The sequence below is a fragment of the Virgibacillus dokdonensis genome (assembly GCF_900166595.1).
GTDB lineage: Bacteria > Bacillota > Bacilli > Bacillales > Amphibacillaceae > Virgibacillus > Virgibacillus dokdonensis.
The window spans coordinates 1-20,057 of record NZ_LT745751.1 but is presented as its reverse complement, the minus strand read 5'-3'; the positions used below and the strand labels follow the sequence as shown (position 1 = coordinate 20,057).

General features: G+C 37.8%; 22 protein-coding genes. 2 read left to right on the top strand and 20 right to left on the bottom strand.

All coding sequences use genetic code 11. From position 1 onward, the window contains the following. Window positions 1–270 precede the first annotated feature (270 nt). The 3 genes from B2C77_RS00175 to metG form a co-directional block, all read right to left on the bottom strand. On the bottom strand, window positions 271–1,527 hold the full coding sequence (locus tag B2C77_RS00175) for a resuscitation-promoting factor (protein WP_077701781.1): 1,257 nt from the start codon (window positions 1,525–1,527) through the stop codon (window positions 271–273). Between the two features lie 387 nt (window positions 1,528–1,914). Further along, window positions 1,915–2,682, bottom strand: a complete 768-nt coding sequence (locus tag B2C77_RS00170; RefSeq protein WP_077701780.1) for a TatD family hydrolase — start codon at window positions 2,680–2,682, stop codon at window positions 1,915–1,917. Window positions 2,683–2,838: 156 nt separating this feature from the next. After that, the gene (metG, locus tag B2C77_RS00165) at window positions 2,839–4,794 is read right to left on the bottom strand and encodes a methionine--tRNA ligase (protein WP_077701779.1); all 1,956 of its coding nucleotides are present in this window, start codon (window positions 4,792–4,794) and stop codon (window positions 2,839–2,841) included. 790 nt (window positions 4,795–5,584) lie between these two features. On the opposite strand from metG, the gene abrB reads away from it, so the two are divergent. After that, entirely contained in the window at window positions 5,585–5,863 is a 279-nt protein-coding gene (abrB, locus tag B2C77_RS00160) for a transition state genes transcriptional regulator AbrB (RefSeq protein WP_073011557.1), read from the top strand. A 222-nt stretch (window positions 5,864–6,085) separates the two neighbouring features. On the opposite strand, the gene rsmI is transcribed toward abrB, so the two are convergent. From rsmI to dnaX, 16 genes are all read right to left on the bottom strand, one after another. Then, a complete protein-coding gene (gene rsmI, locus B2C77_RS00155) occupies window positions 6,086–6,952 on the bottom strand; it encodes a 16S rRNA (cytidine(1402)-2'-O)-methyltransferase (RefSeq protein ID WP_077701778.1) in 867 nt (288 codons plus the stop codon). Then, window positions 6,930–7,226, bottom strand: a complete 297-nt coding sequence (locus B2C77_RS00150; RefSeq protein ID WP_077701777.1) for a GIY-YIG nuclease family protein — start codon at window positions 7,224–7,226, stop codon at window positions 6,930–6,932. The genes rsmI and B2C77_RS00150 overlap by 23 nt, the downstream gene beginning before the upstream one ends. Continuing rightward, the gene (locus B2C77_RS00145; protein WP_077701776.1) at window positions 7,216–7,959 is read right to left on the bottom strand and encodes a tRNA1(Val) (adenine(37)-N6)-methyltransferase; all 744 of its coding nucleotides are present in this window, start codon (window positions 7,957–7,959) and stop codon (window positions 7,216–7,218) included. The genes B2C77_RS00150 and B2C77_RS00145 overlap by 11 nt, the downstream gene beginning before the upstream one ends. A 287-nt stretch (window positions 7,960–8,246) precedes the next feature. Beyond that, complete coding sequence (gene yabA, locus B2C77_RS00140) at window positions 8,247–8,594, bottom strand: DNA replication initiation control protein YabA (protein ID WP_073011568.1); 348 nt, start codon at window positions 8,592–8,594, stop codon at window positions 8,247–8,249. A gap of 13 nt (window positions 8,595–8,607) precedes the next feature. Continuing rightward, complete coding sequence (locus B2C77_RS00135) at window positions 8,608–9,432, bottom strand: PSP1 domain-containing protein (RefSeq protein WP_077701775.1); 825 nt, start codon at window positions 9,430–9,432, stop codon at window positions 8,608–8,610. A gap of 6 nt (window positions 9,433–9,438) precedes the next feature. After that, window positions 9,439–10,428 (bottom strand): DNA polymerase III subunit delta', encoded by a 990-nt coding sequence (gene holB / locus B2C77_RS00130; RefSeq protein ID WP_077701774.1) that lies wholly within the window; start codon window positions 10,426–10,428, stop codon window positions 9,439–9,441. A gap of 22 nt (window positions 10,429–10,450) precedes the next feature. Then, window positions 10,451–10,885 carry a YaaR family protein gene (locus B2C77_RS00125; RefSeq protein WP_077701773.1) on the bottom strand — a complete coding sequence of 145 codons (435 nt, stop codon included), beginning with the start codon at window positions 10,883–10,885 and terminating at the stop codon, window positions 10,451–10,453. Window positions 10,886–10,906: 21 nt separating this feature from the next. Next, entirely contained in the window at window positions 10,907–11,236 is a 330-nt protein-coding gene (gene darA / locus B2C77_RS00120; protein WP_073011581.1) for a cyclic di-AMP receptor DarA, read from the bottom strand. A 16-nt stretch (window positions 11,237–11,252) separates the two neighbouring features. Further along, entirely contained in the window at window positions 11,253–11,882 is a 630-nt protein-coding gene (tmk, locus tag B2C77_RS00115; protein WP_077701772.1) for a dTMP kinase, read from the bottom strand. A gap of 2 nt (window positions 11,883–11,884) precedes the next feature. Next, window positions 11,885–13,315 carry an aminotransferase class I/II-fold pyridoxal phosphate-dependent enzyme gene (locus B2C77_RS00110; protein WP_077701771.1) on the bottom strand — a complete coding sequence of 477 codons (1,431 nt, stop codon included), beginning with the start codon at window positions 13,313–13,315 and terminating at the stop codon, window positions 11,885–11,887. Window positions 13,316–13,847: 532 nt separating this feature from the next. After that, complete coding sequence (locus B2C77_RS00105) at window positions 13,848–14,039, bottom strand: sigma factor G inhibitor Gin (protein ID WP_073011588.1); 192 nt, start codon at window positions 14,037–14,039, stop codon at window positions 13,848–13,850. Between the two features lie 92 nt (window positions 14,040–14,131). Next, the gene (locus tag B2C77_RS00100) at window positions 14,132–14,398 is read right to left on the bottom strand and encodes a pro-sigmaK processing inhibitor BofA family protein (protein ID WP_077701770.1); all 267 of its coding nucleotides are present in this window, start codon (window positions 14,396–14,398) and stop codon (window positions 14,132–14,134) included. Between the two features lie 414 nt (window positions 14,399–14,812). Further along, window positions 14,813–15,025 (bottom strand): DUF2508 family protein, encoded by a 213-nt coding sequence (locus tag B2C77_RS00095; protein WP_077701769.1) that lies wholly within the window; start codon window positions 15,023–15,025, stop codon window positions 14,813–14,815. A 15-nt stretch (window positions 15,026–15,040) separates the two neighbouring features. Continuing rightward, a complete protein-coding gene (gene recR, locus B2C77_RS00090) occupies window positions 15,041–15,637 on the bottom strand; it encodes a recombination mediator RecR (RefSeq protein WP_073011599.1) in 597 nt (198 codons plus the stop codon). A gap of 17 nt (window positions 15,638–15,654) precedes the next feature. Beyond that, entirely contained in the window at window positions 15,655–15,969 is a 315-nt protein-coding gene (locus B2C77_RS00085) for a YbaB/EbfC family nucleoid-associated protein (protein WP_050350515.1), read from the bottom strand. Between the two features lie 32 nt (window positions 15,970–16,001). Continuing rightward, window positions 16,002–17,690 carry a DNA polymerase III subunit gamma/tau gene (gene dnaX, locus B2C77_RS00080; protein ID WP_077701768.1) on the bottom strand — a complete coding sequence of 563 codons (1,689 nt, stop codon included), beginning with the start codon at window positions 17,688–17,690 and terminating at the stop codon, window positions 16,002–16,004. Window positions 17,691–18,259: 569 nt separating this feature from the next. Between dnaX and B2C77_RS00075 the strand changes: the two genes are divergently transcribed. After that, the gene (locus tag B2C77_RS00075; RefSeq protein WP_077701767.1) at window positions 18,260–18,841 is read left to right on the top strand and encodes a beta-class carbonic anhydrase; all 582 of its coding nucleotides are present in this window, start codon (window positions 18,260–18,262) and stop codon (window positions 18,839–18,841) included. Window positions 18,842–19,158: 317 nt separating this feature from the next. Here the strand turns inward: B2C77_RS00075 and B2C77_RS00070 are convergent. Further along, window positions 19,159–20,057: ISL3 family transposase (locus tag B2C77_RS00070; RefSeq protein ID WP_077701766.1), on the bottom strand; the 899-nt coding region annotated here is incomplete at its 5' end.

Below are 20,057 nucleotides of genomic sequence, written 5' to 3'. Positions count from 1 at the left end.
AATATGACAATAAAGATAGCATAGATGGAACTTCTCTGTATTTAAGATACACATAGAACACTTCATTTATTTTAACATATGTCATTATAAGACTGTTATAGACGTGATGGAAACGGAAAAAGAAGATAAAATAAAATCACCTTAGAAAACTTGGCTTATCGCCAAGCACCTCATTTTATTTTCTTATCTTCTAACAAAAAAATGGTTTCGATTATCATCCTTGATAATCGAAACCATTTTCATCGTGTCTTCAAATAGGTATAAACATTACTAATTAAGCACTTTCACAGTTACGGTTTTCACACCCCAACGATAAGCAGCCTTTTTGGAAGGAACGTGTACATCAATTCGATTTCCAACAATATGACCACCCGTATCTCCAGCAATTGCTTCTCCGTATCCTTGCACCCAAACTCTTGAGCCTAAAGGAATAACGCTTGGATCAACAGCAATTACTTTTCGATTGGGATTAGCGTTTAAATCAATCCCTGTAGTAGTGAATCCAGAACATCCGTTACAGCTAGCAGTATACGCGCTTGCTGACATTGTAAACGTTTTTCCTGAACCTTTTTGCTTTTTACCAGGAACAGGTGAACCGTTTGTTTTATGTTTTGATTTTGGTTGTTTGTTGGATAATGTAACTAAATTTTGTTTCTGTTGCGGTTCTTTCGTTCCAATTGCAACAACTTGATTTTCACTTTCTTCAATAATCTCTTTACTAATTAATTTTCTATCTATTTCTTTTCCGTTTTCTGTTACTATTTCGTAAATCTTCTTTACTTTACCAGCTTTACCTTTAGTTACAACCTTTTCCTCGCCTTTTGCGAGATCACTGTCTTCTCTTTCCTCTGTGTCAAATGCGAGCGCTTCCGTTACCTCGTCTCTTTCTTTATCAACACGAACAACTGAAATAACAGTATCTTTTGTAACTTGTTTACTTAAACTAGGCTTCACTTTATCATCGCTATCTTTATCCACTTTTACATTGGATTCTTTAAGCACTTCTGCTACTGTTCCACCAGTCGTCCACACGTGCTTTTCATCTGTACCGTCGTTTATTGTAATCTCATATGCTTGGTCAATTTCTAAGTGTAATCCATCTGTAATTTTATCACCTTTAGCAAAAGATACATTGTCACGCTCATGGTACGACAGGTCATTCTCTTGCAAAAATTTATCTATCGTATTTGCTGTTGTATAATAGTCTGTCTGTTTCCCATTCACTGTCACGAACACTTGCTTCGCTTGCTTATAGCTGATTTCCATTCCGTCTTTAATGGAATCGTCCATGCTGTGGGACAAGTAATCATGCTCGCCAACCTGAATGCCTGCTTCTGCTAGCGCTTCTTCTACGGTGTTTTGATGTGTCTTTACCGTTTGTTCTTCGCCATCTTTATGAATGACGATTTCTGCCTTTGTCGCATCAAATACAATGAATCCGGAAAAAGTAATAAGTGCTAAAATCCCAATAAAAGATAAAACCAGTTTCATTGTCGATGCAGGCATTAACTTTGATACCTTTCGCATGCTTTTGCCTCCCTTTTTCATGCAACTATGATTATATTAACAGGACTATGTAAAGTCAAAGCCATTCCGATTACGTTTGCATTACAATTCCATTACACAATGATTAGTGCGCGTTTATAGATAACCTACAGAAGCCTAAAAGCCTTGATGTATATGGGATTAATCTACTAATAAAACAAGGCAAAAAGAGAGACGGAGCTTTACTTAGCCGCTTCTCTTTTTGCCTTGTTTTTCCTATTTTTTAACAAATTAATTCAATTTTATGACAACCCCCACTAAAATCAAAGCAGCTTTAATCGGTGGCACGCCGCCCTTTAATTACCAGTTATATCCAATTATTTTCTAGCTGCTGGTACCTTCTGTTTAGACTTGTTCAGCATAATATATTTATGATAAACGGAAGAGCGTATGTGCATTTTTTGTAGTTATTTCCCCGACTTCTTCCAAACTCATCCCACGTAACGCTGCAATTTTTTCAGCAACTAATGTTACATATGCAGGTTCATTCCTTTTCCCTCGATATGGATGTGGAGCCAAAAACGGCGCATCGGTCTCAATTAATAATCGATCTAACGGAACTTTAACGGCAACTTCTTTTGGTAATGTCGCATTTTTAAATGTTACAGGTCCTCCTAAAGAAATGTAAAAATTCATATCCAGGCAATCCTGTATATAATCTACCGAATCATTATAGCAATGCATGATCCCGCCTACTGATGCCGCCTGCTCTTCCTGTAAAATCGCAATAATATCTTCCGTTGCTTCACGATTATGAATAATAATCGGCATTTGGAGTTTCTTTGCTAGCCGAATTTGTTTACGGAACACTTCTTTTTGCACATCTTTCGGTGACTTATCCCAATGATAATCCAATCCCATTTCTCCAAGTGCTACTACTTTCGGATGAGATGATAACTCTTCTATCCATTCCAACTCCTGCTCTGTCATATCCACCGCATCTACAGGGTGCCAACCTACAGCTGCATATATGGTTTCATACTGTTCTGCAATTTCGATTGCTAGTGGAATAGTAGCGCGATCAAAACCGACGACCACCATATGTGTTACTTCAGCATCAAAAGCTCGTTGAATGATTTCGTCACGATCTTCAAAAAAATTTCTTGCATTTAAATGAACATGGGTATCAAATAACAATTCTTTCATCTCCTTAACGACTTTAGACAAATTTGGATTTTCATCAAAACTTATGCGGAAAACGCCGTCGTTTTTTTTAAATATAAACCAAAATGTTATACTTTCTTATGTGAGGAAAAGACCAAACTCTACCTGAGATTGGTCTTTTTATATCCTCTATTTTACAACGGAACCATTCGGAAGAGAGTTCTCCACAGAAGCTAAAGATAGCTTCCCGGTCGCATCCTCTCCAGAGAGAATCATTCCTTCAGATTTTTCTCCACGTAATGTAACAGGCTTCAAATTCGTTACACAGATGACCTTTTTGCCAACTAATTCTTCAGATTTGTAATGTTCAGCAATGCCTGAGATAACTTGGCGCTTCTCTGTTCCTAAATCTAACTGTAGTTTCAATAACTTATCTGCTTTCTTTACGGGCTCAGCTTGTAATATTTCTGCGACACGCATATCAATTTTCATAAAATCATCAAACACAATTTGTTCTTTTTCTGCCTTATCTTCCACCTTTTCTTCCTTTGTTTTAGGTGGATTCATCATTGCTTTAATAGCTTGTATTTCATCTTTTGCATCTAAACGTGGGAAAATTGGCTTGCCTTTACTTACAACCATACGTTCTGCTGTAATATGCCCTTCTTCATAAAGACTATTCCATTCTTTTAGCTTGTCCTCTGTTATACCAAGCTGACGGAAAATCTCAGCTGGAGCCTCTGTCAGAAATGGCTGTAGCATAACAGCTGCCTTACGTAAATACTCAGCCAAATGCGCCATGACATTTCCTAGTCGTTCTTTGTTAGCATCATCCTTTGCCAACATCCACGGCTCTGTCTCATCAATATATTTATTTGTACGACTAATTAGTTGCCATATAGCTCCTAATGCTACAGAAAACTGCATCTCCTCCATTGCTGCTTCCACTTTTTCTATCGTTTGTTTGCCAAACGCTTCTAATGCGCTATCGAATTCTGTTTCTGAGGCTCGATATGCTGGCATTTTACCGGCAAAATACTTATTAATCATGGCAACGGTACGATTTAACAAGTTACCTAAATCATTTGCAAGATCATAATTCGTCCGCTCTACGAATCCTTCTGGCGTAAATACACCATCTGATCCAAAAGGAACTTCCCGTAACAAATAATAACGAAGCGCATCTAAACCATAACGATCAATTAATTGAACTGGGTCAATCACATTGCCTTTTGATTTCGACATTTTTCCATCCTTCATTAAAATCCAACCATGTGCAAACACCTTTTTCGGTAACGGAAGATCTAGCGCCATTAACATAATTGGCCAATAAATAGTATGGAAACGTACAATTTCTTTACTCATTAAATGCACATCTGCCGGCCAATATTTTTGATATTTTGTGTCATCCTCTGTTCCATATCCTAATGCCGTTATGTAGTTCGTTAAGGCATCAATCCATACATAAATAACATGTTTTGGATCACCAGGAACTTTAATCCCCCAATCAAAGGTCGTCCGAGAAACAGCTAAATCCTCTAGTCCTGGTTTAATGAAATTATTTAGCATTTCATTTTTACGACTTTCAGGTTGAATAAAAGTTGGATTGTCCTCATAAAACTGAACAAGACGGTCGACATACTTGCTCATTTTAAAGAAGTAGGATTCTTCCTTCACTTTCTCAACTGGACCACCGCAATCTGGGCAACGACTATCATCTAGTTGACGTTCCGTAAAAAAAGATTCACAAGACGTACAGTACCAGCCTTCATATTCATCTAAATAAATGTCACCTTGTTTAACAAGTTGATCAAAGATTTGAGCGACAATTTTTTTATGACGCTCTTCTGTCGTACGGATAAAATCATCATTAGATATTTTTAGTTTTTTCCATAGCTTTTGAATTCCATCCACAATGTGATCGACATATTCCTGTGGTGAGACGCCATTTTCAGTAGCTTTCTTCTGTATTTTTTGTCCGTGCTCATCTGTTCCTGTTAAATACATCACATCAAAACCACGTAACCGTTTATATCGAGCCATTGCATCTCCGGCAACTGTTGAATATGCATGCCCAATATGCAAATTACCACTAGGGTAATAAATTGGTGTAGTTATATAAAATGTGTTTTCATTATTTGACATCTTCTTTCCTCCTTATGCATTGCCTAACACCCTTTCTAAGCTATTACTATTGTAGCTTTTATAAGCTTATTTGCCAAATAGAGTGTTAATTACTTTACATATTTAAAAAGAGAATGTAAAGTCGAATTATATAAATTATATTTTGAAATTAAGATAAAGGGAATCTTCAATTACTTGACTTATCTCCTTCTTTATTGGGCAAAAGGTAAAATAATATACTTCTTAGCGTATAAAGAGCGTATCAACACAATATAAGAAACATCTATTGTACCCTAGGCGCCGTTTACAATAATGAATGGAACGAATCAACGAAAGATTTAGGAATCATGCCACTAAAACAGGCGTATGCGGACGTCGGACGGCAAGCCCGTTTTCAGTCGGCCTTCCTCTTAGGGACGAACCGATGGTGACTTAGCTTAGGGTAATGGAGTAAAGTCACCTCGTTGCTGCGCAATGGATACGGACGTAGCTATTCGGTTTTTTCGTTATCTACTAGCACCTCACTTTATACTTTCTTATCTAACTAGTAAAATCGGGCTTATACCGTAAGCTCGAAATGTTATACTTTCCTATCATGTAGAAAGCTGTCATGACAGTTTTTTTAAAAGCAACCAAATTATTTAATTTTCTGGTAAATAATTATTGACAGAAAAAAGAAACACTGGTATTCTATTGCTTAGAACGATGTCGAATTATGGCGATTTTTTTAGTAGTTTATTAATTTTGAAGAACGTTGACATGTTCGTTACAAAGGCAGTCCCGTTTTTCGAAAGCATAGGGGGGAAGTAATTTGAAATCTACCGGAATTGTACGCAAAGTTGATGAGCTTGGCCGTGTAGTAATCCCGATGGAACTTCGGCGAACGCTGGAAATCCAAGAAAAAGATGCAATGGAAATCTACGTGGAAAACGACAAAATCATACTAAAGAAGTATAAACCAAACATGACATGTCATCTTACTGGCGAGGTATCCGATGATAATCTTTCACTAGCAAATGGCAAAATTGTGCTAAGCCAAGAAGGCGCACAACAACTTTTACAAGAAATAGAATCTAGACTGAATAAATAAGTCTTAAAAAGGCCTGACGCTTGCATTGCACGGCAGGTCTTTTTTTTATTACATATTTTTTAGGTAATAGCTATTGCTTTTCATTACAAAACTCGCTTTTTTACCTGCTCCTTACCATGAAAACTTCGTTAGGCTTATACAATAGATCCAATTTCCTATCGTACAAGAAAATCTTCAAACCGTAGAGGCACTTTCTCCCCCCCTACAGCTTGAAGATTTTTGTTATCTTACATGATAATTTTGATATACTTCTCGCTTTGGTAATTGCCTGTCCTGCGCAACACGCTTAATGGCATCCTTGCTCGATAAAGCTTCTTCCTGTAAATAATGTTCCACATGCTCTATGATCGTTAAATTGCTCCACCATAAAGTATCTTGCTGTTCTATTTCAGTGGCTCCTTCTAATACAATGCAGCATTCCCCTTTTACTGTAGCTTTATCTACATGGGCAATCACTTCATCAAGCGTTCCACGTAAGTAAGATTCAAAACGCTTGGTCAATTCTCTCGCAAATGCAACTTGTCGATTACCAAATACATTTCGCATTGCTTGTAACGATTCCCGCAAGCGATAAGGTGATTCATAAAACAGCAACGTAGCCTGCAGCGGGGCAAGTCGCTCTAACTCCAATACTTTCTCTTTTTTCTTACGTGGTAAAAATCCATAAAAATAAAATTCACTCGTAGGCAATCCAGAGCCAACTAATGCACATAGTGCTGCATTCGCACCTGGTAAAACAATAACAGGTATATCTTGCTTAATAGCAGCTTGTATGATTTCTTGTCCTGGGTCAGAAATAGCTGGCATACCAGCATCACTTACTAGTGCAATGGATTCCCCTTGCTCTAGCTCAGATAACAACTGCTCTTCTCGAGCTAATTTATTATGTTCATGATAGCTAATTAACGGCGTCGTTATTTCAAAATGACGTAGTAAATTTTTTGTATTTCTCGTATCCTCCGCAGCAATGACAGATACAGACTGAAGTGTCGTTAATGCGCGATACGTAATATCTTCTAAATTACCAATTGGTGTAGGTACAACGTAAACAGCTGCGCCTTCTTTGTCAAAACTGTTCTGTAGGTTCATATTTTATCACTTCTTTCAGATTGCCATTTCCCCTAATTAATTTCCATTTTTCTTTTCTCGGTAACTGCTTAATGGCATACTCTTTCTTCATTGCTTCCTCTTTGGTCTCAAAATGTTCCACATAGACGACTTGAAATGGACCTCGCCCTCGTGTATATTTTGCGCCTTTGCCCTCTAAATGCAATTTCAGTCTGCGTTCTAAATTATTTGTATATCCCGTATAAAGCGAGCGATCTTTACAACTTAAGATATAGACAGTATGTTTATTTTCCATAAATAATATCCTTTGCTTCTTTTGTATAATCACCATTTTCATCATAAATATAAAGTGGAGGCAAAATTTTCAGATCTGGCTTACCATCTCTAGTTCCTTCCACTAATAACATATTTGCTTCACGACCTTGTTTAGGATAAACAAATTGTAAACGCTTTGGCTCTAGTTTATATTGACGAAATAAATGAATAATATCCACTATCCTTCCCGGTCGATGTACCATGGCTACCTTTCCACCAGGACGAACATATAATTTACAAGCTTTTACCACATCTTCCAACGTACAATAAACTTCATGCCTTGCGATCGTTAAATGCGGATTTTCATTGTGTTCTGAAGAAAGTGGTGTTGGAAAATAGGGTGGATTACAAGTAATTACATCAAAACTACTCTGTTGAAGCAATGGCTGCAAATGATTTAAATCCGCATGAAGTATGTTTATTTGTTCCGTTAACCCATTCAAAGTCACACTTCTTTCAGCCATTTGGAATATTCTTTCTTGAAGTTCTACCCCAGTAATTTCTGCTCCCGTTTTTCTTGATAATAATAATGGAATAACGCCATTTCCAGTACATAAGTCAAGGATTTTTCCTCGTTTGATTGGCACATATGCAAAATAAGCTAATAAAACAGCATCTAAAGAAAATGAAAACACCTCAGGGCTTTGGATGATTTGCATCCCTTGCTCTGCTAATAAATAATCCAATCTTTCATTATGATATAGTTCAACCATCAATCTATCCTCTCTTCAACTTCTAAAGTGGATTTTTTTCATTCACGAATGATTCAGTATTGCCCCTTAGGTGATGTCTTTACAAACATCATAGACCTAAACCTGAATGATTCATACCTCTAAAATAATGGCAGATTTAGCGCATAAACAAATGACAATCACGTTATTCTACCAAGGTCAGCGTTGGGTCTTGCAGCAATAGTTGATACTAAAGAAGAAAAGCTGCCTAAAATACAGGCAGCAAAAGTAGGTTTCCTCTGTCTATCGAGGAATATCATTTGTTTATGTTATTTCGTCTTATTAAGAAAGTCTAAGCAAAAAATGCAATCTTCATTTCGTCGTGGACTGCCAAACTCCAGATTACAAATATGAAATCCTTCTTCATATAAGCGTGCTAAATTATCATAACCTTCGCCAGGGAAACTCTTTTCCTTTTGCTTGGCACTATTTGTCGCTTCAGCATCATGATTCGTATGATCTAAATGACTGCGTAAATGATGATTTTCCATAGATAGCCGATGATTTTCTTCTAATAAATCACTTAACTTTCCTTTCAAATCACCTAACTGCTCGTACAACTCGCCTATTTGTTTTTCCATATCTAAAACCTGATCAAATATTTGCCTATTCTTCACGCTACTCACCCCGTTATTCTGTGGCTTGCGCTAAAATTCCTTCATTAATTAGTTCGTCTAACGTATATTCGATAACCCTTTCTTTCCCAGGGATCTCAATTTGGATGAGTCGTTCTAGGATGTTTAAGCCAACTACTTTACCGCTTCCAAAGGGTGTATCCATTCTTTCTCCTATGTCTGGTAATTCACGTTTGGCTGTCTCATAATCGTCATTCTCATATTTCAAACAGCACATTAACCTACCACATAATCCAGAAATTTTAGCCGGGTTCAATGATAGATTTTGATCTTTCGCCATTTTAATAGATACTGGTTCAAAATCACCTAAAAAAGTAGAGCAACAGAGCATCCTACCACAAGGGCCTATTCCACCTAGCATTTTCGCCTCGTCACGAACCCCGATTTGGCGCAATTCAATACGCGTTTTAAACATGGCCGCAAGATCTTTTACTAAATTTCTAAAATCTACTCGGCCATCTGCTGTAAAATAAAATATGATTTTGTTACGATCAAATGTATATTCCACTTCCACTAAATTCATATCTAAGTCATGTTGTTGAATTTTTTCCGTGCATGCGTCTAAAGCTTTTTGCGATTGCTCTTGATTTTCTAAAACGGTTAATTTATCCTTATCCGTCGCTACACGAAGAACCTTCTTTAAAGGTAGGACGATATCCTCTTCATCGACACGTTTATTTGTAATTACCACTTTACCAAACTCTATGCCACGTATCGTCTCTACAATAACATAACTATCTAGTGAAATCGACTCTCCTCCTGGATCAAAATAATATATTTTACCCGCTTTTTTAAAGCGGACGCCAATGACTTCTATCATTCCCTATCACCTCTGCATTTGAAGTGTAAGCTGTTCAATCACTAAGGTAGGATGAACATTTTGCTTCAATTTTCGCTTTGCTTGTAAGACAGCCTGTAAACTTGCTAATAACTTCTCTTGCGAAAAATACATAGCTGCTTTTTTCAGCAATTCATCAGAAGGGGCGAAAAATACCATCCCAGCTTCGTGTTCTATTTGGTAATAAAGAATATCTTTTATGGCAAAAAGCAAGAGATCCAATCCTTCTTCCTGTTCATTTCGTTCTTTGAAATGAGTCACCCAATGCTGATGAATAAATAAGTAAACATCTTGAGGATTGGTTAAAAGTATTTCAACTAATTGTATCACTATCCGCCGTGCTGTGGCAAACGACTCGTCATGACTTTTATCAATCGCTTCTTGTAAATTATTCGTCATGGCACTTATCAATATCGCACTGCGCTGATCTAACCCCTTTTCGATTAATTGCTGTTGAAATTCACCTGGATGAAGGGGGCGTAAATCAATTACTTGACATCTAGAGCGAATGGTCGGAAGAATAGCTTGGCTATTCTCTGTGAGCATAATAGCGGTTGTTTTTTTATTTGGTTCTTCCAAAAATTTCAAAATTCGATTCGCCGCATTCACTGTCAATGTTTCCGCGCCATCTATAATATATACTTTTTGATCAGACTCCATGCCCGAATACGTGAATTCCTTTTGTAAGTTTCGAATTTGCTCTATTTTAATTGATTTATCATCTGGTTCAATCCAGTGCACATCTGGATGATTGCCAGATGCAATACGCTTACATGTATTACATTCTAAACACGGGTCAGCTATTTCGTTTTTCTCACAAAATAACCCTTTTGCTATCAGTGTAGCAATTGCTCTTTTACCAGTCCCTCGTTCTCCTTGAAGTAAATACGCATGAGAAATCCGGTCTTTTTTCATACTGTTTATAATAATTTTGCTTGCTAACGGTTGTACATGAGCAACCTCTGACCATGTTTCCATATGTATCCCCTTCGCCTTGCGATTACGTATATAGGTTAACTAATAGACCTTTTATCTCGCCAATTAAGCCAAGTAAGTCTACAGATTTCTTCTCTTGATTCATCATATCTTCCGTTAATTGCATGAGCTTATCGTCAATTTGCTTTACAATGGCTAACTGCCGATTGTTGCCATGAATACTAAAGCTCTGGGACTTTTGTAAACGGAGACCACTACCTACCGTTTCTCGTAAAAATCCCTTTACAAGCCGTTTGAATTTGGCAAGGTCCTGAAACGAACGGAAGCGAGCCAACCTTTCTCCTTGTAAAGAAATATTTTTTACAATTACTTGCAACTCTTGCTGATTGATAGATGTAGATTGGGACTGAAGCAATTTTTGAAATCCACGATTCCCCTCACTATTCGATTGCGGAATATGCATTTCTGGTTGTGTTCTAACTTCTTGACTTATTTTCATACTTTCAGCCCCTTTTCTTTTCTAAAATTGAAAAAATGATTCAATTGGTAAAATAAACACAGTTGCTCCGCCAACTTCTACTTTTACAGGTTTTGGAATATACGAATCGGCATTACCACCCATTGGAGAAATAGGAGCAACCATTTGTTCGCGATGAGAGCAATTATCTTTAATGATCTTTAATGCATCATCGACATAATCATCCTCACAACCGATCATTAATGTCGTATTTCCTTCTTTCAAAAATCCGCCAGTAGTAGCAAGTTTGGTCGTTTTAAAGTTTTCTTCTCCCAATGCATCCACCAGACGGTTAGCGTCTTTATCCTGAACCACTGCGATAAGTAATTTCACCCTTACCAGCTCCTTTTTATTTCTTTAATAAAGATAGAATACGATCCAAGGATTCCTGTTCCACAGTTTCCAGCTTCTGAGCAGCATCAATGGTTTGAATTCTTTCTGAAAATCTTTCTGTAAGTATATGATAAGCTTGATGCACCTGTTCGTGAAATGCTAGGTTTTCTAAATCTAGCCGGTTTTGTTCTCTATCTTTATTCGCCGCTATCCGTTCTAATCCTTTTTTTGGCTCCATGTCAAAAAATAATGTTAGATCTGGCATACAATCGCCAACCGCAAACTGGTTAATTTTTAATACTTCATCCATTCCTAGTCCTCGAGCATAGCCTTGATAAACAAGGCTGGAATCTATAAACCGATCGCATAGCACGATTTTGCCTTTTTTTAAAGCCGGTACAATTTTTTCTGCAAAATGCTGGCTTCTTGCAGCCGCATAAAGTAAAGCTTCCGTATGCTCTTCCATCTCTGTGTGGAGCGGATCTAATATGATTTGTCTTATCTTCTCGGAAATTTTAATTCCGCCTGGCTCACGAGTGGCAAGTACATCATACCCATTTTGCCTTAACTTTTCTGTAACGGTGTGCAAAACGGTAGTCTTTCCAGCTCCCTCGCCACCTTCAAATGTGATAAAATATCCGCCCAATGTTATTCTTCCCCTTCTTCTATTTCTGCAAAAACATAGATGCTATTCGTATGTCGTTGTTGTATTCGTATCCCCAGCTCTTTCATTTGCTGTATCTTTTTAATATGTGCTTTGGTTATTCTTTCTCCTTTTAGAATAAAAGCAATTCCTGGAGGATACGGAATAATTGCTTCTGCCGCAATATAATCCGCTGCATCTGACAGGGGTATACACGTGACAGTCGAGCGATTCATCACTTCATAAGATAACTGCAATTCTTGAATAAGAGCAGGGATATCATATTCTACGTCTATTGTATCATGCTTTCTTTGATTTTTTAATTGGTCATTCACGGTTTTCAGTGCTTTTCTTACATTTGCTACACCTTTAAAAGGAGCTAACCCATGTATCAATAAAATTTGATTTTCTGTTACAAGCTCTGGGTATATTTGCTGTTTCTCTAACAGGTTGGCTACTTCTTTTGCAACAATCCCTGCTTTTACATGAAGCGTTATTTTTAACGGGTCATCACTTGCTATAAGCTCCCAGTAAGGGGACTGCGCAAAAATACACTTCACTTCTTGTGCACTTGCAAGCACCTCTGCCATCGTTTTCCGTTGCATCGTTGCCAAATAATAACGGGCCAAATCCAAGGAAGCTAATAACGGGTATGACGGACTACTTGACTGGAGCATTTGTAAAAAGTGGGCTATTCGTTCTTTTGAAATCCTTCTTGAATTATAATGTAAGTAGGAACTCATCGTCATTGCCGGTGCCATTTTATGCGCAGATTGGACGACGACATCAGCGCCTTGATGTAGAGCAGAAGGGGGGAAGTTTTCTCCAAGGGAAAAGTGCACCCCATGCGCTTCATCTACTAATACAGGGATATCAAAAGCATGAATTTGTTCAATGAATTGTCGAAGGTCGTACGCTTTACCAAAATAATCTGGGTAAGTGAGAATAACCGCCTTCGCATGTGGGTATTGATTTAAAGCTTCCTGGAGCACAGAAAACGAAGGCTGTGTATATCGACGGACGTTTTCATCATATTGTGGTGCGATGAACACAGGCTTTGCTCCGCTTAATTCTAAGCCATTCATAATCGATTTATGGCAGTTGCGTTGTACGATAACCGTATCGCCTTGTTTACAGACAGCTAAAATCATCGCTAAATTACCTACTGTACTACCGCCAACTAGAAAAAAAGTCTTTTCCGTTTGAAAGAAATCGGCTGCCAATTTTTCTGCATCAGCAATGACCCCTGTTGGCGCATGTAAATCATCTAATTCCGTTAATTCTGTCATATCTATTTGTAAAATAGATTGAAAAACTTCTCTTGCTTCATTAGGAAATATATGTCCATTTTTATGCCCAGGTACATGAAACGATGTCGGTTGCTTTCCTTTGAATTGTTCTAATGCATCATATAAAGGTACATGTTGCTGTTTCATTATAGTAACTCCTAATGTTTATGTATGTCATTTTTGGCCGTCAAGCATATTAACTATAGCTAAATTGCTTTTATATAGCTTAACATATTCATAGAGCATAGCAAGTTTCTTAGAAAGTATATGGAAAGTTTTTTAACATTGCTATAATCACTATATATTCAACAGGAATTTGAATATAATTTTACGAAAACAAATAAATAGAATGCTGCGGAACCACCCTACGCTTTCCTATAGGAACAAAGGCTCAAGGCGCCTGTTTAGCAACATAGCGAGTGGAACGCATCAACTAAAGATGTAGGAATCATGCCACTAAACAGGCGTATGCCGACGTCGGGCGGCAAGCCCGTTTTTAGTCGGCCTTCCTCTTAGGGACGAACCGATGATTACTTAGCTTAGGGCAATGGAGTGAAGTCGCCTCGTTGCTGGGCGATGGAGCCGGTCGTCGCTATTCCGTTATTTCGCTATCCCCTAGCACCTCATTTTATACTTTCCTATCGTGAAAAAAAGCCTTTGCATGCAAAGACTTTTTAAACTAGGAATATAGTTTTGGTTTCGTAATATTTTTTAATTTACGTACATAATAGTTATATTTTTCTTCTCTCGGTTCTGTGTAAATCATATTATGCTCACACTCACAACAAATAAACATGGTATATAAATGAATGCCATCCTTCTTTTCCTCTTCACAAATGCCACAACGCTCATATATAGTTCGCTGTTTCATAACCCCACCTCCATATTCATTAGCATCTCCTAATCTAATGAATTATATACGAGAATCTTTGAAACTTTTTGCATGGGGTTGTAACTAGTTTTTTAAGAAATAATAAATAAGTGAATAGCTGATAAAGATGCTATTCCAAATATACCGAGAAAACCGGATACGACAGCCGTAAATAAATTGATCGGAATGTGTAAACCTATTGCGCCACCGAATACATTAATAAAGAATAACAGCAAAACACCAATCCCTAATTTCACAGTCGTTTGTCCAATCACACGCATGAATTTTACAGGTGTACCTACTAGTAGCAACAGGATGATTAGCCCCACCATAATAGATATGACTACTGTCGAACTCAAATTCATCACCTCTTTTTTCTTAAACGTTCACAAATTTTCTGCACCCTCCCTATTATGTATGTATATACAAAAGAAAAAAGAACCTGTCCGATGGAAGCTTGATGAGAAAAACGAAGGCTTATCACCAACTATTTATGGCAAAAAGTCTTCGTTTTACTTCTACTATAAACCAAAAAAATCTTATGCTTTCATATATAGTGCAAGCCAAATTAATAAAAAAACAGTAGCAATTCGTGGATATTTGTAAACTTCAGCGACTTTTCATGAAACTCAAGCGAAATTATAATAAACTGCAGCAACTTTACAAATTTTTGTATAAAAAAGACAAGCTCTTCTTCGTCTTGTCTTTGAAAAACTGCTATTGTTTTGTTTTAGAAAAATGCAACTTATCACCAAGGTTTTCTCTAAAAAGCGCTAATGGAAGTCTGCACGTAATTTACGGTGTCGTGCTTCTTTGAGCAAATACATATATTTAGCTCGAGCAACTCTCTCCCAATAATTTCCTTCTAGCGTGAACTCCACACTTCTAGAGACGATGGATTCTATTTGCTTCCATTCTAGTTCCAATTCTTTTAGTGTATTTAATAACTCCCTATCTACATCTCTTTTCTTTATTTTCTTAGCCATGTATCCACCTAATTCCTACACATCTCTTCTGCCTTCCAATGCTTTGGAAAGTGTAACTTCATCTGCATATTCCAAATCACCGCCTACTGGTAAGCCATGAGCAATACGTGTAGTACGAATGCCTGACGGTTTTACAAGCCTAGAAATATACATCGCGGTTGCTTCCCCTTCAATATTGGGATTTGTAGCAAGAATTAACTCTTCTACTTCTTCATCCTTTAAGCGTTGAATTAAACCAGGAACATTAATATCTTCTGGTCCAATACCGTCCATTGGCGAAATAACACCATTTAATACATGGTATTTTCCATGAAATTCTTTCATTTTTTCCATAGCGATGACGTCTTTCGGATCTTGAACGACACAAATAACAGATTGATCTCTCGATGTGTCTTGACAGATCGCACAAGGGTCCTGATCGGTAATATGTCCGCAAACAGAACAATGTGTCAACTCGCGTTTTGCATTTACCAATGAATTTGCAAAATCCAAGACGTCATCTTCTTGCATATTTAGTACAAAGAAAGCCAGACGGGCGGCCGTTTTCGGGCCGATACCTGGCAATTTAGTAAAACTATCGATCAGTTTAGAAATCGGTTCTGGATAATACATTTATGTGCCTCCTAGAATTAGAACATCCCAGGCATATTTAAACCTTTCGTGAATTGTCCCATTGTATCATTTGTCTTATCATCTATTTGCTTTAATACATCATTTGTTGCTGCTAAAATAAGGTCTTGAAGCATTTCAGCGTCATCAGGATCAATAACCTCTTCTTTTATTTGTACATCGGTTATTTCTTTTTTTCCATTAGCAACTACTGTAACCATGCCACCGCCAGCAGATGCTTCGAACGTCATTTCATGCAATTCATCCTGTGCTTTCATCATTTTCTTTTGCATTTTTTGCATTTGCTTCATCATGTTATTCATATTTCCCTTCATGGAAAATACCTCCTTTAGAAAATGTAATCGTATTAATCATGAATTTCTATTATATCATCACCAAATAGCTTCTGCGCTTCCGTAACTACTGGATCCTCAACAGCTTCCTCTTTGGATGATGTTTTTTCTTGTTTGGCAACATATTCATTGCGCAATTCTACCCAATCTTTCTCTGGAATCGGTATGATGGTCAAGTTTTTTCCTAACACAGAAGTTAAAACAGATTCCACCATTTCCTGATTATCTAAGAACAAAGAACAATGAATTTCATACTTAAACGCTACGACAAGTGCTTGGTCAGACGCCGCTGCAGGTTTACTATCCTGGATAGTAGCGTGTGCAGGAGCACTTGCTTTTTTCAATTGTCCTAAAAATGTTCCCCATTGAGCGTGAACTTGTTTTAAAGCTGTTTTTTCAGCTTCACCTAGTACATGTCGAATCCGTTCAAAAGGCACTTTGTACGTATTTTTTGCGGTTCGATTTGGAGTCCTTCTGTTTTCACGTTGTGGTGTTGTTTGCATTGGTACGACAGGATTATCCTTTAATTGCTTTACTTCCTTCTCCAGTTTTCCAAGTTTTGATGTAAGCTTCATTATCGTATCAGAGCTTGCTATCGAATCAGTCGCGCCTTGTTCCTGTATACCATTTGCTATTGTCAATATAGCAATTTCGATATAAACTTTTGGGCTATTCGTCCATTTTATTTCTTGCTGACATTGATTTAACTGTGCCATTGCCTCTTGAATCCAATGGTCGGATATCGTATCTGCTAATGATTGAAAAGCTTCATCAACGCGCGCCCGTTCTAATAATTTTTCTAATGTCGGAGCACTTTTGTATAACAGCAGGTCACGTAAAAAATAAATCATATCATAAACGAAGCGAGCAGGATCTTTTCCTTTTTGAATTAATTCATTTAAATCCATTACCGCTTGTTGCACATTTTTTTCATGCATATGGCTAATAATATTTGTTAAAGTATGTTGCGAGACACCACCTGTAACTGCTAAGACGTCTTCTAATTCTACCGCATCATCACTGTAAGAAATAGCTTGATCAAGAATACTTAACGCATCACGCATTCCACCTTCAGCAGCTAGTGCCACCGTGTCCAAAGCTTCTTTAGAAACTGTCACTCTCTCAGCTTCCACAATCGTTTGCAATCGCTCTACGATAGAAGGATTGGAGATCGGTTTAAAATCAAACCGCTGACATCTGGATAAAATCGTAAGGGGGATTTTATGTGGCTCGGTCGTTGCTAAGATAAAGACGACATGACTTGGTGGTTCTTCCAGCGTTTTCAGTAAGGCGTTAAAAGCACTTACCGATATCATGTGTACCTCATCAATGATATATACTTTGTACGGCACTTGGCTAGAAGCATATTTTACATTTTCTCTAATCTCTCTTATATCCTCAACACTTGTATTGGAAGCCGCATCAATTTCAATCACATCGGAAATCGATCCATTTTGAATTCCTTTACAAGCTGCACATTCGTTACATGGCTCCTTTACAGGAGAATGCTCACAGTTGATTGTTTTGGCAAAAATCTTCGCAGCACTTGTTTTTCCTGTCCCTCTTGGTCCAGAGAATAAATAAGCATGAGAGAATTTCTCCTGTACAATCGCATTTTGCAATGTGCGGGTAATATGGGCTTGCCCAACGACATCTGCAAAAACCGTTGGACGCCAAACGCGATATAAAGCTTGATAGCTCATGATATGATTCTCCTTTAAAATCTCTTTCTAATTATACTCTATTTAAGGGGGAAATGTGAACCATAGCGTTACATAAAGTGAAAGCAAACATTGAATTATTTGCTAATGGCTAAATAAGAGCGAATATGCAGTGGGGAGGCCCGCAGAAAAAAAGCGAACTGCTTTTTCCACTATAGGAAAGTATAAGGTTTTTTCGTTTATGTAAAACAAAAGCTTTCGTCGTGACAAGCCAAGCTTTTCTAACGAGGAGGCTATGGCGCAATCCTCTGGAAAGCGTAGTGTTTTTCCGCCGCGATCACTTACGCCTGTACGTTTTTTAAACAATTATTGCACTATAAACCAATAAAAATGTACATAAATAGCGTGCTGAGAATATAGAGGCTATATCTATATCGGGAGAAACTTAAGACAGACTTTTTTACAAATGAATATGCGAAATGCCAATTTTTCCGATATAATAAATATATTGAAACAATTTAGCTTTTAAAGGTTGATAGAGTTTTCTTTAAAAGCTAAATATTAAACAGCAAGCTAACAGCTTTTATATTTACTAAAAAGGGGTTTTGTATATGAATCTTTTAGGAGAAATCTTAACGCATAATAAAGATTTTGTAGAGAAAAAGGAGTATGAAAGCTATCAAAGCAGTAAGTTTCCTAATAAGCATGTCCTTATTCTCTCTTGCATGGATACAAGGCTTGTAGAACTACTACCAAAAGCAATGAACATCTCTAATGGCGATGCAAAAATACTTAAAACTGCAGGAGCGCTTGTTTCCCACCCGTTCGGAAGTATTATGCGCAGTATTTTAGTCGGTGTCTATGAGCTTGAAGTAGATGAAATTTATGTTGTTGGGCATCATGATTGTGGCATGGCCAGTGTAAAAGCAGAGCAAACGTTAGAAAAAGTAAAGCATCGCGGCATCTCTCAAGAAACATTGGATACATTACAATATTCAGGTGTTGATTTCAACCGTTTCTTTCGAGGGTTTGATAGTGTGGAAGATAGTGTAAGACATAGTGTATCCACAATTGGAAACCACCCGCTAATGCCTGATTCAGTGCCTGTTCACGGCCTAGTAATGGACCCTGAAACAGGAAAGCTTGATCTTGTTGTAGACGGCTACGGAACAAAGGCGCAAGCGCCCGTTTAGCAACCTAGCGACTGGAACGAATCAACGGAAGTTTTAGGAATCATGCTCCTGCAACAGGAGTATGCCGGCGCCCTCCGGCAAGCCCGTCTTTAGTCGGCCTTCCTATTTAGTACGAACCAATGATGACTTATCGTAGGGCGATTCGTGAAGTTGCCTAGTTGCTGGGCGCTGGAGCCAGACGTGACTTATTCCGTTGTGTTATTATACACGAGTCACTCATTTTATACTTTCTTATCTCGCATAGAAAGAACTTGGCTCTAGCCAAGTCTTTCTGGTTCTATGTCAAATGTTGGGGTGGAGTGAGATGCAATCTCACCCTACCCAACATGACTTCCAATTTTTTTATACTTATGTAAAAGAAGTATTCTTGCTCTTGCCCTTAGGAAGTTCCTGAATCCAAAGGCGTTCCTCTTCATGACTTTCGTTAGGTTATTAATTCCCTCCAAAAAACCATTTGAGTAATCAAATAAAAAGCTGTTTAATACCTCTGTCTGCCAGTTCTTGAATGTACGGATAGCCTTCTCAAATTCAGGGAGACCCTCTTGTTCTACCTTCCTGTAAAAATCCAATAATCCTTGTTTCGTTTCTTTGATCTTAACCTGTCCATTTTCCTTGGCTTGCTTGAACCAAAAGCAGTAGGACTCTTTCAATTCGTAAGCCCTGCGAAGTTCTTCATCCATCCCAAGATACCTGTCCAAATACCAGCGTTCCTTTTCGGTTAGCTTTGCACTGTCTTTATAAAACACATAGCGCATCCTTTTACATTTTTTACGGTCATAATCATTCCATTCAGATTGGATTCTTCTTCTGACTCCGTCAAGAGCCCAATAGATATAACGACAAAAATGAAAACGATCGGCTACAATAACCGGTTTCCCCAATGCCTTTTGGACAGCTGCCTTAAAAGAAGGACTCATGTCCATAATGACTACATCCACATTGGTTCCATGTTTTTGGAGATAATCCTTGAGGGTCTTCTTTTTTCGGTTTGGCAAAATATCAATCGGTTCCTTGGTCTCTCCATCAGCAATAATCAATTGATATTTTCCTGCCTTTGTATCTCCCTTGTATTCATCGATGGCAATCACCTTTGGCAATTCTTGAACCTCTGACATTTCCTTTACGGCCAAACGGTCAAATCTGCGCATGACGGTCGATACGGAGACGCCAAACTGCTTGGCTGTTTCCTTAAAAGTCTTCGCTTGCACTATCCGAA

Bases quoted from the DNA above. Each gene is read 5' to 3' on its own strand.
- B2C77_RS00175 (WP_077701781.1), bottom strand. From the start codon at position 1,527: ATGCGAAAGGTATCAAAGTTAATGCCTGCATCGACAATGAAACTGGTT.
- B2C77_RS00145 (WP_077701776.1), bottom strand. From the start codon at position 7,959: ATGGTTGAACTATATCATAATGAAAGATTGGATTATTTATTAGCAGAG.
- B2C77_RS00105 (WP_073011588.1), bottom strand. From the start codon at position 14,039: ATGAAACAGCGAACTATATATGAGCGTTGTGGCATTTGTGAAGAGGAA.
- B2C77_RS00125 (WP_077701773.1), bottom strand. From the start codon at position 10,885: ATGAAAATAAGTCAAGAAGTTAGAACACAACCAGAAATGCATATTCCG.
- dnaX (WP_077701768.1), bottom strand. From the start codon at position 17,690: ATGAGCTATCAAGCTTTATATCGCGTTTGGCGTCCAACGGTTTTTGCA.
- B2C77_RS00095 (WP_077701769.1), bottom strand. From the start codon at position 15,025: ATGGCTAAGAAAATAAAGAAAAGAGATGTAGATAGGGAGTTATTAAAT.
- metG (WP_077701779.1), bottom strand. From the start codon at position 4,794: ATGTCAAATAATGAAAACACATTTTATATAACTACACCAATTTATTAC.
- recR (WP_073011599.1), bottom strand. From the start codon at position 15,637: ATGTATTATCCAGAACCGATTTCTAAACTGATCGATAGTTTTACTAAA.
- B2C77_RS00135 (WP_077701775.1), bottom strand. From the start codon at position 9,432: ATGATAGAAGTCATTGGCGTCCGCTTTAAAAAAGCGGGTAAAATATAT.
- B2C77_RS00110 (WP_077701771.1), bottom strand. From the start codon at position 13,315: ATGAAACAGCAACATGTACCTTTATATGATGCATTAGAACAATTCAAA.
- holB (WP_077701774.1), bottom strand. From the start codon at position 10,428: ATGGAAACATGGTCAGAGGTTGCTCATGTACAACCGTTAGCAAGCAAA.
- B2C77_RS00150 (WP_077701777.1), bottom strand. From the start codon at position 7,226: ATGGAAAATAAACATACTGTCTATATCTTAAGTTGTAAAGATCGCTCG.
- B2C77_RS00085 (WP_050350515.1), bottom strand. From the start codon at position 15,969: ATGAAGGGAAATATGAATAACATGATGAAGCAAATGCAAAAAATGCAA.
- B2C77_RS00075 (WP_077701767.1), top strand. From the start codon at position 18,260: ATGAATCTTTTAGGAGAAATCTTAACGCATAATAAAGATTTTGTAGAG.
- rsmI (WP_077701778.1), bottom strand. From the start codon at position 6,952: ATGAACCTACAGAACAGTTTTGACAAAGAAGGCGCAGCTGTTTACGTT.